This window comes from Anaerozeibacter quisquiliarum (assembly GCF_051162045.1).
Classification (GTDB): Bacteria; Bacillota; Clostridia; order Christensenellales; family Aristaeellaceae; genus Anaerozeibacter; species Anaerozeibacter quisquiliarum.
In genome coordinates this window covers 1-14,421 of record NZ_JBISDI010000011.1, presented here as the reverse complement: position 1 = coordinate 14,421, position 14,421 = coordinate 1, and the positions used below count along the sequence as shown (strand labels likewise).

The 14,421-nt window shown below is 66.1% G+C and carries 12 protein-coding genes; 8 read left to right on the top strand and 4 right to left on the bottom strand.

Going from position 1 to position 14,421, the window contains the following annotated elements:
* Positions 1 to 80: 80 nt before the first annotated feature.
* Together ffh and ylxM are read right to left on the bottom strand one after the other, a co-directional pair.
* Complete coding sequence (gene ffh, locus ACH6CV_RS06385; protein ID WP_456357346.1) at positions 81 to 1,421, bottom strand: signal recognition particle protein; 1,341 nt, start codon at positions 1,419 to 1,421, stop codon at positions 81 to 83.
* Between the two features lie 14 nt (positions 1,422 to 1,435).
* A complete protein-coding gene (ylxM, locus tag ACH6CV_RS06380) occupies positions 1,436 to 1,792 on the bottom strand; it encodes a YlxM family DNA-binding protein (protein ID WP_456357345.1) in 357 nt (118 codons plus the stop codon).
* Positions 1,793 to 1,945: 153 nt separating this feature from the next.
* On the opposite strand from ylxM, the gene ACH6CV_RS06375 reads away from it, so the two are divergent.
* The 6 genes from ACH6CV_RS06375 (at position 1,946) to ACH6CV_RS06350 (ending at position 8,159) form a co-directional block, all read left to right on the top strand.
* Positions 1,946 to 2,998: an aldose epimerase family protein gene (locus ACH6CV_RS06375; RefSeq protein WP_456357344.1), complete on the top strand. Its 1,053-nt coding sequence runs from the start codon at positions 1,946 to 1,948 to the stop codon at positions 2,996 to 2,998.
* Between the two features lie 237 nt (positions 2,999 to 3,235).
* Entirely contained in the window at positions 3,236 to 4,012 is a 777-nt protein-coding gene (locus tag ACH6CV_RS06370; RefSeq protein ID WP_456357343.1) for a hypothetical protein, read from the top strand.
* Positions 4,013 to 4,025: 13 nt separating this feature from the next.
* On the top strand, positions 4,026 to 5,255 hold the full coding sequence (gene ytvI / locus ACH6CV_RS06365) for a sporulation integral membrane protein YtvI (protein WP_456357342.1): 1,230 nt from the start codon (positions 4,026 to 4,028) through the stop codon (positions 5,253 to 5,255).
* Between the two features lie 79 nt (positions 5,256 to 5,334).
* Positions 5,335 to 6,039 carry a response regulator transcription factor gene (locus ACH6CV_RS06360; protein ID WP_456357341.1) on the top strand — a complete coding sequence of 235 codons (705 nt, stop codon included), beginning with the start codon at positions 5,335 to 5,337 and terminating at the stop codon, positions 6,037 to 6,039.
* Positions 6,032 to 7,702 carry an ATP-binding protein gene (locus ACH6CV_RS06355; RefSeq protein WP_456357340.1) on the top strand — a complete coding sequence of 557 codons (1,671 nt, stop codon included), beginning with the start codon at positions 6,032 to 6,034 and terminating at the stop codon, positions 7,700 to 7,702. The genes ACH6CV_RS06360 and ACH6CV_RS06355 overlap by 8 nt, the downstream gene beginning before the upstream one ends.
* Positions 7,703 to 8,009: 307 nt before the next feature.
* The gene (locus tag ACH6CV_RS06350) at positions 8,010 to 8,159 is read left to right on the top strand and encodes a hypothetical protein (protein ID WP_456357339.1); all 150 of its coding nucleotides are present in this window, start codon (positions 8,010 to 8,012) and stop codon (positions 8,157 to 8,159) included.
* A 3-nt stretch (positions 8,160 to 8,162) separates the two neighbouring features.
* Here the strand turns inward: ACH6CV_RS06350 and ACH6CV_RS06345 are convergent, their stop codons facing one another.
* Positions 8,163 to 9,503, bottom strand: a complete 1,341-nt coding sequence (locus ACH6CV_RS06345; protein ID WP_456357338.1) for an Ig-like domain-containing protein — start codon at positions 9,501 to 9,503, stop codon at positions 8,163 to 8,165.
* Between the two features lie 372 nt (positions 9,504 to 9,875).
* Here ACH6CV_RS06345 and mgtA point away from each other — a divergent pair, with 372 nt between their 5' ends.
* Entirely contained in the window at positions 9,876 to 12,521 is a 2,646-nt protein-coding gene (mgtA, locus tag ACH6CV_RS06340; protein ID WP_456357337.1) for a magnesium-translocating P-type ATPase, read from the top strand.
* Between the two features lie 58 nt (positions 12,522 to 12,579).
* Here mgtA and ACH6CV_RS06335 read toward each other — a convergent pair whose 3' ends face one another.
* Positions 12,580 to 13,833 (bottom strand): MFS transporter, encoded by a 1,254-nt coding sequence (locus ACH6CV_RS06335; RefSeq protein WP_456357336.1) that lies wholly within the window; start codon positions 13,831 to 13,833, stop codon positions 12,580 to 12,582.
* Between the two features lie 148 nt (positions 13,834 to 13,981).
* Between ACH6CV_RS06335 and ACH6CV_RS06330 the strand changes: the two genes are divergently transcribed.
* Entirely contained in the window at positions 13,982 to 14,416 is a 435-nt protein-coding gene (locus tag ACH6CV_RS06330; protein ID WP_456357335.1) for a hypothetical protein, read from the top strand.
* Positions 14,417 to 14,421: the final 5 nt, after the last annotated feature.

Below are 14,421 nucleotides of genomic sequence, written 5' to 3'. Positions count from 1 at the left end.
GCCAGTGCCTATGGATGCAGGCAAAGGGCGCGCTTGCCCGTTCGACTCGGAATCATCTCATGCGGCCGGATTCGCGCGACTCACTTCAGCCCGAACGGCATCTTCATCCGGCCGCGCTTGCCCGCGCTCATCATCTGCTTCATCATGCCGCGCGCCTGTTCGAACTGCTTGAGCAGCAGGTTGACCTCCTGCACCTGCACGCCGCTGCCGGCGGCGATGCGCCGCTTGCGGCTGGCGTTCAGGATGTCGGGGTTGCGCTTCTCCATGGCCGTCATCGAGCGGATGATGGCGATCGTCTTGCGCTGCTCCCTGGCGACCTTGTCCTCGTCGATCTCAATGTCCTTGAGCTTCGCGCCCACGCCGGGGATCATCTTGAGCAGGTCGGAGACCGACCCCATCTTGGTCACCTGCTGCATCTGTTCCATATAATCGTCGAGCGTAAAGCTCTGCGTGCGCACCTTGCGCAGCATGTCGCCGGCGGCCTTCTCGTCCATCGTGTCCTGGGCCTTCTCGATGAGGCTCAGCACGTCGCCCATCCCTAAGATCCGCGAGGCCATGCGCTCGGGGTGAAAAGGCTCGATGTCGGTCGGCTTCTCGCCCACGCCGCTGAATTTGATCGGCTTGCCGGTGACCGCCTTGACCGAGATCGCCGCGCCGCCGCGCGTGTCGCCGTCGAGCTTGGTCAGGATCACGCCGTCGACGCCCAGGTTCTTGTTGAAGGTGTCGGCCACGTTGACGGCGTCCTGGCCGGTCATGGCGTCAACCACGAGCAGGATCTCCGTGGGCTTCACGGCGGCGCGAACCTGCCGGAGCTCTTCCATCAGATTTTCGTCGATGTGCAGCCGGCCGGCGGTATCCAGGATCACCGGGTCGCGCCCGTAGTAGCGCGCATGCTCGATGGCCGCCTTGGCGATCTCGACCGGGCTCGTCTGGCCGCGCTCGAACACCTCGACGCCCACGGTCTCGCCCACCACCATCAGTTGCTTGATCGCCGCCGGGCGGTAGATGTCGCAGGCCACCAGCAGCGGCTTCTTGCCCTGCTTCTTAATCAGACCGCCGAGCTTGCCGGCCATCGTGGTCTTGCCCGCGCCCTGCAGGCCGCACAGCATGTACACCGTCGGCGGGTTCGACGCATAGGTCAGCCGCGCGCCCGTGCCGCCCATCAGCGCGGTCAATTCCTCGTTCACGATCTTGACGACCTGCTGGCCCGGGGTGAGGCTTGCCAAAATCTCCGCGCCCACCGCGCGCTCGGTCACGCGCCTGACGAAGTCCTTGACCACGATAAAGTTCACGTCGGCCTCGAGCAGCGCCATGCGCACCTCGCGCATGGCCTCCTTGACGTCGGCCTCCGTCAGCTTGCCCTTGCCGCTCAACTTGCGGAACGCCTGGGATAATTTCTCGGTCAGGCCCTCAAACGCCATGGCGCTTCACCTCGCTATATCTCACGTTGGACGTACTCGATCCGCTCGAGCGCCCGGCGGGCTGAGTCCAGCGCCGACTCGCTGCCCGGCGCGGGCGTCACCGCCGAGAGCTGCTCGCGGCAGGCCGCCACCGCCCGCTCCATGTCCAGCCAGCGCACCATCAGCCTGAGCTTTTGCTCGTAGCCCAGCAGCTTTCCCTTGGCGTGGCGCAGCGCGTCGTACACGCCCTGGCGCGACACGCCCAACTCCGCGGCGATCTCGGTCAGCGACCAGTCCTCTTCGCAGTACAGCCGCACGAGCTCCGCTCTCCGCTCGGTCAACAGCGGCCCGTAGAAGTCGTACAGCAGGCCGATCTCGATTCGCTCCTCCATCGCATACGCCTCCGCAAGTGGGTTTATTCTACACGATCTCGGGCGTTCCCGTCAAGTAAAATATCTTGACACCAACAAGCCCTTGCCAGCGCGCGCCAAAAGCGGTATGATTAGGGAACAACGGAATCTTTACAAATTGCGGGAGGACATCCTATGGGCATCGCAAAGACATCGTTCGGCCGTTTGCCGGACGGCAGGGAGGCTACGCTGTACACGCTCAAAAACACGTCGGGCGCCTGGGTCTCGATCACCGACTTCGGCGGTACGCTGGTCTCGCTGGGCGTGCCCGACCGGGAGGGGACGCTGGGCGACGTGCTGCTCGGCTACCCGACCGTCGCGGGTTATACCCCGAACATGGGCTACCTGGGCGCGTTGATCGGGCGGGTGGGCAACCGCATCGCACACGGGCGCTGCCTGTTGAACGGCGAGCCGCTCAAGCTCGCGACCCGTTCGAACGGCCACCACCTGCACGGCGGCGGCGAGGGCTTTGACCGCAAGCTGTGGACGGCTTCGCCCGACGAAGCGGCGGGTACGCTGACGCTCGCCTACGTGAGCCCGGACGGCGAGGAGCACTACCCGGGCACGCTGAGCGTGACCGTGGTCTACGGCTGGAGCGAGGACAACGCGCTGTCGATCCGCTACACGGCCGACTGCGACCGCGATACGCTGTGCAACCTGACCAACCACGCCTACTTTAACCTGGAGGGCGAGGGCAGCGGCACGATCGAGGCACACACGCTCAGGCTCGACGCCGATTTCTTCACCGTCACCGACCGCGATCTGATCCCCACGGGCGAGCTGCGCGCGGTGGACGGAACGCCGTTTGACCTCAGGCAACCCAAGCTGCTGTCGGAGGGGCTCGGATTGACAAAAAGCGACGAGCAGCTCGGCTACGGCGGCGGCTACGACCACAACTTCTGCCTGAACGGCGAGGGCTTCCGCGAGGCGGGCCTGCTGTACGCGCCCGCGTCCGGCCGCGCCATGGTGCTTGAGACCGACCAGCCTGGCGTGCAGTTCTACGCGGGCAACACGCTCTCGGGCGTTAACGGGGCCAAGTGCGGCCGCGTCTACGGCATGCGCGAGGGCCTGTGCCTCGAGACCCAGGCCTACCCCGACGCGCCCAATCACGCGCATTTCCCGAGCATCGTGCTGCGCGCCGGCGCGCGCTACGATACCCGCACAACTTATCAATTCTTCGTTCAGTAGGCAACTTCCTCCCCGGGGGATTCCCGGGGAGAAACCCTCTGTGTTCAATCATTTGCGCCGGCTCTGCCGGTGCAAATGGGTTCCGATAAAGGGCAAGCTTGCCCGCCCGACCCAAAATCAACTCCGGCAGCCGGATGCGAGGGACCGCGCTTGACACCTAAAAGAGATCATGGTAGAGTAACACGAGACCGATCAATGAGTTAATGCTGATGCTAGATTGATGAGGAGGAATTCACCATGCCGCAAAGCGATACCGCCCTGTCCGGCTTCCGGGATGTCCTCACCAGGCTGACCAGCGCGGCCGAGCCCTGGCACTTTCTGCTCGCCGCCCTGATCCTGCTGGTTTTGTCCATCGTGCTGATCGGCGCGCTGGCCAGACGCAACCGTCGCTACGACGACCTGCTCGAGGAGCGCGAAAAGCAGGATTATGCCGCGCAGCGCATAGAAAAGGAACGCCAGCAGGCGCTGGGTGAAAAGGACAGCGCCCTCCGCCTCGCCGAGCGCGAGCGCGAGCGAGCGCGCGAGGAAAAGGACGCGCAGCTGCGCGACAGGGACGAACAGCTGCGCGAGAAAGACGAACGCATCGAGCAACTGACCGGGCAGGTGAGCGCGCTGACCCGCTTCCGCGACGAGTACGTCGCCATCCCGGACGCGCGCGCCGAGGCCGCCCGCATCGTGCGCGAGGCCAAGGAGCACGCCTACCTGGTCTCCAGCCGCACCGAGATGGAATACGCCGAGCTCATCGAGCACGCCAACCAGGAAGCCGAGTCCATCCGCTCGCTGGCGCAGCAGCGGCTCTCGCGCTCACATGAGACGCTCAAGGCGGCGCTGGTGCGCGCGAGCGAGATCGTCGAGGAGGCGCACGCCGCATCTTCCCGGCTGTCCCAGTCGGGCGTGGCCTACGTGCCCGCGCCGCGCCTGATCGAGGCGCCCTCCGAGGCCGAGGCCCAGGCGGAAACGCCGGTGGAGCCGCAAGCGCCCGCCGAGGCTGGCGGCGCGGCCGAAACCGAATAACGAGGAGGCCTCCGTGTCCAAATTAACTGCCAAGCTCTCCGAGCGGCTGCCGCCCATGGCGGTCAATGCCCTGAAGATCATCGGTGTGATGGTTGCGCTGGCGCTGGGCCTGTTCCTGATTCTCAAGCTGGCCGACTTGATCCTGCCCTTCGTCGTGGCCTTCGCGGTTGCATCCATCGTGGAGCCGCTTGTTCGTGTGCTGAACAGGCGGCTCCGCCTGTCCCGGGGCATCGCTTCGGCGGCGGCGGTGCTGCTCGTGGTGGCGGTGCTGGCGGCTGCGCTGGGTCTCGTGACGGTCAGGCTGATAAACGAGGCGAAGGATTTCGCCTTCCAGTTGCCCGCGATGTATACGGATCTGACGAACAAGACCGCTGTCCTGCTGGCCGACTTGGGCGCGCGCTACGACTTCATCGACAAGGAAGCCATCGGCATGGTCAACCAACTGCTGGACAGGCTGCGCACCGGGCTCTTAAGCCTGGTCAACACCGTCACGCGCGGCGCGTGGGGCGTGGTGTCATCGGTGCCGCGCATGGTCGTCACCGTGGTCGTAACGCTGCTGTCGGCCTTCTTCCTGGTGCGCGACCGCGACTACATCGCGCGCTTCCTGCACCGCCAGCTGCCCGAGTGCTGGATCCGGCAGGCGAAGTCGGTGCGCGACGACCTGTTCGGCGCGCTGTTCGGCTACGTGCGGGCGATGCTGATCCTGATGACGGTCACCTTTGTCGAGTTGGCGGTCGGCTTTTCGCTGGTGGGCATCGACCACGCCGTCCTGTTCGCGATGGTCATCGCGGTGCTGGACGCGCTGCCGGTGCTGGGCACGGGCACCTTCGTGGTGCCCTGGGCGCTCTACAACCTGCTGACCGGCCATTTCCGTATGGCCGTCGGTCTCTTGCTGGTGTTTGCCGTGGTGTGGACGGTGCGCCAACTGCTCGAGCCGCGCGTAGTGGGTAACCAGATCGGCATCCATCCGCTGCTGACGCTGCTGAGCATGTACATTGGCATGCGCCTCCTGGGCGTGTTCGGCATGATCTTGGGCCCGATTTCGCTGATCGTGCTGCGCAACCTGTTCCGCGTCTGCACGGACGGGCGCACGCTGCGCGAGATGCTGTATGAGGGCATCGAGATGCCCGAGGAGGAACTGCGCAAGGATCTGCCGCCCGAGCCCGAGCCGCCGTCCCTGCTGGGCCGCGCGGCCGATACCGCCTCGAATCTCCTGTCAAAGCGATTCTCCAGGCGCCGGTGATTGCTCTGGGGCCCGCCACGCTTTTGACACAGCTTTTTGATAAGCTGTGCCCATCATCCGATGTTCGGAGGGGAACGCCATGGACGAACACCAACGCGGATACCGCATCCTGATTGCCGACGACGACGCCAATGTACATCAGTCGCTGGGCAGCTATTTCCGACGCGAGGGTTACCAACTGCTGTCGGCCTACGACGGCGAGGAGGCCGTGCGGCACGTGCGTCACTCGCGCCCCGACATGATGCTGCTGGACATCATGATGCCCAAGATGGACGGGCTGGTCGTGTGCCGGGAGGTGCGCAAGAGTTCCAACATCCCGATCATCATGCTGACCGCCAAGGGCGAGGAGTTCGACAAGCTGCTGGGGCTGGAGCTGGGCGCGGACGACTACATTGCAAAGCCCTTCAGCCCGCGCGAAGTGCTGGCGCGCGTCAAGGCGGTGCTTAGGCGCATGTACGAGCTCAAGGACACCTCGAAGGACACGCAGCTGGTCGTGTGCAACCTCGACATCGACATGGGCGCGTTCATCGTGAAGCTGAACGGGCAGGTGGTGCCCTGTACGCCCAAGGAGATCGAGATCCTGTGGACGCTGGCCGGCAACCCGGGCATGGTGTTCAGCCGCGAGCACCTGCTGCAGAGCATCTGGGGCTATGACTTTCTGGGCGACACCCGCGCGGTCGACAGCCACATCAAGCGCATCCGCGCCAAGCTGTGCGTCCCGGAAAACCCCTGGGACATCAAGACCGTGTGGGGCGTGGGCTACCGCTTCGAGGTCAATGGATAACGCGCAGTCGAGCCGCCCCGCAAGCGCGGTCGCCAGGCCGCTTGGCCGACATACGATTTTCTTCAGGGTGCTGACCGGCTACGTCGTCATGGCGATCATCGTCGTGGCGTTGGCCGGTTTTGTCAGCGCGCTGCTGATCCGCCGGTATGTGCTCGAAACCAACCTTGCCGACCTGCTCGACCGCGCCGAGGCGGTGGCCGCTTCGCTCGCCCGCGCGGACGGCCGGCTGCGCGTGCTCACGCCGCGCGGCCTGCGCGAGATGGAATCGCTGTGCGACGCGCAGCTGATCTACGTAGGCGACGACATGGTGGCGCGCCAGATGCCGGTCAAGCCGCGCGGCTGGTGGCTGGTGCCTCCGCCCTCTCCTTCGCCCACGCCCGACGCGCCCTCGCGGCCGAAACGGGCCAAGTCCCTCCCCACCCTCTACCCCGCGCTGAGCAATCGCATGCTCGCGCTCTACGGCGATCTGTTCCGCGGCGCCGTGATCGACCCCGACCGGCAGGCCGAGCTCGCCCGGATCAACCTGGCCGGCTCGGTGGACGAGCAACTGGTGCGCTCGATCATGAACGGGGAAAAGGCCACCGACGTGCGGCAATTGCAGCTGCTTTCCTATCCGGTCATCTTCGCGGGCATTCCGATCGCGGATTTGGAGGGCGGAGCGACCAGCGCGGCGCTCATCCTGTGCCGGCCGCTGACCGAGGTCAGCCGCGTGACCGGACAGATTCTCACGATGTTTTCGCTCTCGGGCGCGGCGGCGCTCGCGTGCGCGGCGGCGCTGGCTTGGTTTATGAGCCGGCGCATGACCAGGCCGATCATGGCCCTGTCCGCGATCGCGGCGCGCATGGCCGACGGCCATTACGGCGAGCGCATTGCGCTGGGCACGCGCGACGAGATCGGGCAACTGGGCGACACGCTGAACACGCTGTCGGCGCGGCTGGAAGAGGACGCGTCGGCGGCGCAGAAGCTCGAGCAGCTGCGGCGCGACTACATCGCCAACATCTCCCACGAGCTGCGCACGCCGCTCACCGGCATCCGGGGCATGGTGGAGCCGCTGCTCGACGGCATGATGGAGACCGAGGCCGAGAGGGAGTCCTGCTACCGCATCATCTATCAGGAGACCGTGCGGCTGGAGAAGATGATCGCCGAGATGCTCGACATGAGCCGGCTGCAGTCGGGCCGCGCGGATCTCGCGCTCGAGCCGATGCCAATCGCCGGGCTGCTTGAGGCGGCGGCGCGGCGGATGCGCTCCCGCGCGGACGAAGCCGGCATCGCGCTTGACGTGGACGCGCCGGGCGATCAGCTTGCGGTGATGGGCGACGAGGACCGCATCCTTCAGGTGCTGATTATCCTGATGGACAACGCGCTTTCATTCACCCCGCCGGGCGGCCGCGTAACGCTCGCCGGGCGCCGCGCGGGCAAAGGCGCGGTGGCGATCTCGGTCGCCGATACCGGCGCGGGCATCGACCCGGCCGATCTGCCCTACATCTGGGAGCGCTTCTACAAGGCCGACCGCTCGCGCATGCGCACCTCCGGCACCGGCCTGGGCCTTTCGATCGCCAAGATGGTGGTCGAACTCATGGGCGGCGAGATCGGCGTGGAAACCGCGCCGGGCGAGGGATCGACGTTTACGTTTACACTCAAGGAAGCCATCCAATTGCCATAGCGAGGCAAGCCGCATTTGCCGTTATCTCAGGCACAATCAGGTCTGACCTTTCATATCGGTTATGGCCCTGGGCGCTCTTTTGCATTTCCAGCATTTGATGGCTTGCTCACCGCTTGAAACGCCTAACCAACTGTCCGTCATCGGCTGCCGCCCGTGCGCAAGGTCCACCGCCGGCAGCCGCCCTCACGGCAACGCCGCGTCCGTCACGCGCATGCGTCAACGTATGCGGTCGGCGGAACCCTACACAAAAATTTGCATAAAGCGCCTCCCCGCCGGCCACAATAAACCGACTGGGAGGCGATTTTTCTTGGCTATGATGGAATGCGCACACTGCGGCGAAGCGGCGGAAGCGCGCGCTATGGGGTGCTGCTCGGGCTGCGGTGCGATGGTGTGCAGCCATTGCCTGGAAGCGCAGACCTGCCCCGAAGGGCCCGCAACCGACGGCGGCATCGACTGACGCTCAACCGAACAGCGCGAAATCCGAGTTCGCCGGGTAGGCCACCACGGTCTGAACGTCGCTTGCGTTCAAGCCGATCTTGTCTTTCCAATAATCGTGCAGCGCGCGCACCCGCGCATAGGCGTAAGCATGCAGCTCACGGAGCGTGATCTGTCCGTTTTTGTCGGCGTCGGCCGCGCCGCCGCCGCCCTCGGCCACCGCCTTGCCGAAGAAGTTGTAGGTCATCGATCGGACCAAGGTGCCCTCCGGGTCGGTCGTCTTGACGCCGTAGCCCTTTTCACTGCCGCGCGCGGCGCAGAGCACCTGGTACTTGCTCGCCCTGAACTCGCCCGACTTGGGCGCGGCCCCGAGAAATGCGCCGAGGAACGCCTCGTTTGCGTCGTCCTGCCCGCCCTTGTTGATCGTCGTGCCGCTGTAGCAGGCCGCGAGCATCAGCACCACCCGGCCCGGCACCTTGTCGAGCACCGCACGCAGTTGCGCGGGGGTAATGGTGCCGCCGCCCACATACAGCCGGTACGCGCCGCCGGACAGCCCGCCGTGGCAGGTGATGTAAAGGTAGCTGGTGTCGCCGCTCTTCGCGCCCGCGAACGCGCGGGCAATCGCCGAGAGCGCCTTCGCGCGCGTGACGTTGACGGCGGTCTGCGTGCCGATGCCGTTCTTCGTCAGCATCGCGGCCACGTCCTCCGCCTCATAGGGCACCATGGGCAGCGCCGCCAGGCCCATCGCCTTGTCGGCCCTCCCCTCGCCGATCACCAGGCCCCGCCTGACCGCGCGGGCCGCGTCCACCCGCACGGCGCACACCGCGCGCTTGCCGCCGGGCGCGACGGCGCAGATGTTGGCCCTACCCGCGCCCACAAACGATACCATGCCCGCCGACACGGTCGCCACGCGCGGATTGGAGCTCGTCCAGCGCAGAGCGCCCGCGCTCGCGGCCGACGGCGCGACGGTGGCGGTAAGCTTGACCGGCGCGTCCCCGCGCGAGGCGGTCAGCCGGGCTCTACTCAGCACGACGCGTGTAATCGCGGGCGGCTTCACCGTCAGACGGCAGCTGGCCGACGCGCCGCTTAAGTCCGCGGCGTAGGCGGTAATCGTGGCCACGCCGGGGCTCAGCGCGCGAATGCTCCCCTGCGGCGACACAATGGCCACCGACTCGTCCGAGCTCTTCCAGCCGACCTTCTTCTTGTCGGCCGCTGGCTGCACCCGGAAAGGCATCGGGGCCTCCTTGCCCGTGACGAGCGTCGCCTGGGCATATTTGAGGCGAATCGACTTGACCCGCGCCCGCGCGCCCGCCGCCGGCAGCAGCGCGATCAGCACAATCAGCACCCACATCAGCTTGCGTCTCACATCGAATCCTCCGCACAATATTCATAATTGGAAATAATTTGGTAATATAATACCACAGGTTTTGTCCGCGCGCAAGGGCCGCAGGGCGAAAAATCTGGGGTTGACGCCGCGCGGGCCGGCGGCTATAATGATCGCGGCATCATCAAAGCAAGGGAAGTGAGCCAATGGACGGCAAGCCTCGAAGTACCCGGGTCGGTTTCCTCCCCATGTCAGGGCATACCCATCTCCGGCGTTTCGCGCGCTCTTTCGTCCATTGCGTCGCAAATTCAATGGATTGATCGCTTGTGCGTGCGCCGCCGTCCGTGGGGACGGCTTTTTTGTCGCCGCCGTGCGCCTGACGTGGGCATCATAATCCAGAAAGGAATGATCCCCATGATGACCATGCGCAAGCGTACCCTGAACCGGAACATCGAGCAGAGCAAGCGTGCCGCGCAAGCGCGGCTCAGGTCCCTCGCCTTCTTGGATGCCGGGGCGCTTTGGACGAGCCTGTCCTCGGCCCCGACCGGGCTTAGCGCGGACGAGGCCGAGCACAGGCTCGGCGAGCACGGCAGGAACGTCGTCACCGCCGGAGCGCGCAGTACGCCGCTCAAGCGGCTGCGGGAGGCGGTCGTCCATCCCTTCAACCTGATTTTGCTGGTAATCGCGGTCGTCACCTGGTTTACCGACATCGTCTTCGCGCCCAAGCCCGACTATCTGACGGTAATCATCATCCTTATGCTGGTGACGCTGTCGAGCGCGATCGCCTTTGTGCAGAACGAGCGCTCGAGCGCCGCCGCCGAGCAGCTGTCGAAGATGATCTCGAACAAGGCCGACGTGCTGAGGGGCGGCGAAAAGGTCGAACTGCCGCTTTCCGAGGTGGTGCCCGGCGACGTGGTGCTGCTGTCGGCGGGCGACATGCTGCCGGCCGACGTGCGCTTTTTGACCACCAAGGACACCTTCGTGGCCCAGGCCGCGCTGACCGGCGAGTCGAACCCGGTGGAGAAGTCCGGCGCCGTACCCGGCGCGCCCGAGCAGAGCCCGACCGAATGGCGGAACATCGGCTTCATGGGCACCAACATCGTCAGCGGCAGCGCCAGCGCGGTGGTGCTTTTGACCGGCAACGACACCTACTTCGGCGCGATGGCCGAGTCGCTGACCGGCGACCGGGCGAAGACCAGCTTCGAGCGCGGCGTCGACTCGGTCAGTCGGCTGCTCGTGCGCATGATGCTGGTCATGGTGCCGATCGTGCTCGCGATCAACGGGTTTTACAAAAGCGACTGGCCGGGCGCGCTGCTGTTCGCGATCAGCCTGGCGGTGGGGCTGACGCCGGAGATGCTGCCGGTAATCATGACCTCCACGCTGGCCAGGGGCGCGATCAACATGTCGCGCCACAAGGTGATCGTCCGCACGCTCGGCGCGATCCAGGCCTTCGGCGAGATGGACGTGCTGTGCACCGACAAGACCGGCACGCTGACCGAGGACCGGATCGTGCTGGAGAAGTACATGGACCCTCGCGGCGCGGACGACGACCGCGTGCTGCGCCACGCCTACCTCAACAGCCACTTCCAGACCGGCCTCAAGAACCTGATCGACCTGGCCATCATCAACCGCTCGGTGCAAAACGGGCTCGAGGGCATCCTGACCGGCTACCGTCGGGTGGACGAAATTCCGTTCGACTTCGCGCGCCGCCGGATGAGCGTGGTGCTCGAGAACGCAGCCGGCAAGCGCCAGCTGATTACCAAGGGCGCGGTCGAGGAGGTCATGGCGATCTGTTCGTTCGTGGAGCTCGACGGTCGGGTGGTCAAGCTGAGCGACGAGGCGCGTCGCGTCGCGCTCGACACCTGCGAGCAGCACAATGTAGAAGGGCTGCGCATGCTGGCGGTGGCGCAGAAAAACGAGGTGCCCGGCAGCGGCGTATTCGGCGTGGCCGACGAAAACGACATGGTGCTGATCGGGTTCGTGGGCTTTCTCGACCCGCCCAAGAAAAGCGCCGCCGCCGCCATCACCGCGCTGCGCGAGCATGGGGTGCGCACCGTGGTGCTGACCGGCGACAGCGAGGGCGTGGCCGTCAAGGTATGCGGCAAGGTCGGCGTGGGCACCGGCCTCGTGCTGACCGGAGGCGACGTGGAGGCGATGGACGACCACGCGCTCGAGGCGGCGGCCCGGGATTGCGACCTGTTCGCCAAGCTCTCCCCCGCCCAGAAGGGGCGGGTGGTGCGCGCGTTCCAGGCCGCAGGGCACACCGTGGGCTACATGGGCGACGGGATCAACGACGCGCTCGCGCTGCATCAGGCCGACGTAGGCATCTCGGTCGACAGCGCGGTGGACATCGCCAAGGAGACCGCCGACATCATCCTGCTGCAAAAGGACCTGATGGTGCTGGAGCAGGGCGTGCTCGAGGGCCGGCGCACCTTCGGCAACATCGTCAAGTACATCAAGATGGCGGCCAGCGGCAACTTCGGCAACATGATCTCGGCCATCCTGGCCAGCCTGTTCCTGCCGTTCTTGCCGATGCTGCCGGTGCAGTTGCTGACGCAAAACCTGCTGTCCGACCTGGCCCAGATGGGCATCCCCTTCGACAGCGTGGATCAGGCATACCTCAAGAAGCCGCGCAAGTGGGAGACCGACTCGATCAAGTCGTTCATGGCGGTGCTCGGTCCGCTGAGCTCGGTGTTTGACATGCTGCTGTTTGCGGTCATGTGGTGGGTGTTCGGCGCGAACACGCAGGCGCTCTCGCCGCTGTTCCACGCCGGCTGGTTCGTGTTCGGCACGGTCTCGCAGGCGCTGGTCATCCACACCATCCGAACCGGTCAAATACCGTTTGTGCAGAGCCGGCCGGCCCGCCCGCTGCTGATCTCTACGCTGCTGGTCGCGGCGATCGCCATCGCGGTGGGCTTCACGCCGCTGGCCGTCGGCATCGGCATGATGCCGCTGCCCCCAGCCGTCCTGCCGTGGCTGCTCCTGCTGCTGGCCGGCTACTTCCTGTGCGCGCAGTTGGTCAAGCGCGCGTATATACGGCGGCACGGAGAATGGCTGTAGGGGAAACGCGGCGAACGGGACGGGCCGATGCTCACATCGGCCCGTCCCGTTCCTTATATCACATGTCCGGCCGGCTCATGCCTATGCGCCGCTGGACTTGGCGCGTCCACAGCGCGCTGACGGTCGTGGTCGCAAGAAACGACAGGCCCGTGAGCAGGAACCAGCGCGGCACACCCCAACGCTCGGCGAACGCGCCCGCGGTCAGCAGGCCCACCGGGATGGCGAGCGACATGCCGGTCTCGGTCAGCGCAAACGCGCGCCCCTGCGCCTCGCGGGGTATATGCTCCTGAATGTAGGCGACGTAGGGGATGTCGAACAGATTGCCGCTCGCGCCCATCGCGCAGCACAGCAGCGCGAACGCCCAGAAGCCCGGCATGCTGCTGGGCAGCAGCGCGACGCCCAGCGCCGACAGCCCCAGCGCGTATTGCGCCAGGTGGATCATCCGGAGCTTGTTGCCGATCTTGCCCACCAGGCCGGCGGCCAGCGCGGACAGCATAAGGCCCAGCGCGTAGAGCAGCTCCACCAGCCCGCCGTGCCGGGCGCTGACGCCGAAGTAGCCGCTGCTCATCAACGGGTACAGGCTGCCCGTGGGCGCGAAGAATACCATCGAGAGCATCGAGCACAGCGTGACGACGACGAGCGCCCGGTCGCCGGCCAACACGCGCGCGCCCTCGGCCAGTTCGCGCGTCAGGTGCCGCCGCTTGTGCGCCGCCCCGGGCACCTGCGGGATGTCGATCGCGGCCGCGCCCGCGCTCGCCACCAGCGCGCCCGCGAGGTCCAGCAGCAGTATCCAATAGATCGGCATCTCGGCGTACATCAGCGCGCCCAGCACCGGCCCCAGCATGCGCGCGCCCGAACGCATCAGCTGCTGGAAGCCGCCGACGCGCACCAGCTCATCGCGCGGTACCAGCAGCCCAATGGCCGACTGGGTCGCCGGCGAATGGAACGCGCCGCCCAGCGCCCGCAGCGCCATCACCGCGTAGATGACGGCATGCGGCGGCCGCCCCAGCGCGAAGCCGGCTGCCAGCATCGCGGACACCGAACCGATGAACAGGTCGGAGGCGATGATTACGCGCTTGCGCGGCAACCGATCCACCCACACGCCCGCTACCGGGCCCAACAAAAACTGCGGCAGGAATGCCGCCAGCCCCGACAGCGCCATCACCATCGACGAGCCGGTCTCGCTGGCCAGGTACCAGATCAGCGCAAACTGCGCGGCGGAACTGCCGATCAGCGACACCGCCTGCCCCGACGCAATCAGCACAAATCGCTTGCGCCAGCCTTGCTTGTCCGAGTGCGTACGCTCGTCCATAGCCGCCCCCCTCGCGATGATTTCGGCAATTATAACACATCCTTGCGAATTTAGCAATGCTGAAACGCCCCATTTTATCGGTGTTGCCGCCCGAAAATTCGGCATAAACTAAAACTGAGGGATATCTATGTGATGTGGAGTGATGTGCATGTTGGCGTCCATCATGCTGGTGAGCGAGCGCGATGCCGTGGGCGGCCAGTCGGAGAGCGCGGGCCAACTGGCCGCGTCGCTGCTGCGCGCGGCCGGCTACGCGGTGACCGGACTGGCGCTGGTGCCCAGCGAGCAGCTGCCGATCGAGGCGGCGCTTACGCGCCACGCGCAGGCGTTGCACTCGGCGCTGATTGTGACGATCGACCTGGGCTGTGACCGGGTGCGCGAGGCGACGGCGGGCGCCGCGCAGGCGGTATCCGACATCGTATTATCGACGGGCGCGCGCGCGGCGTGCGCGCTGTACGACCGCGCCATGATCCTGTCGCTGCCCGGCGACGAAGCCGCCGTGTATGCGGGCCTGTCCTCCATGCTGCCCGTCCTACGCGACCGGCCAGGGCCGCTGGCGCGTGAAGCATCGGCCGCGCCGATGTGAAATGC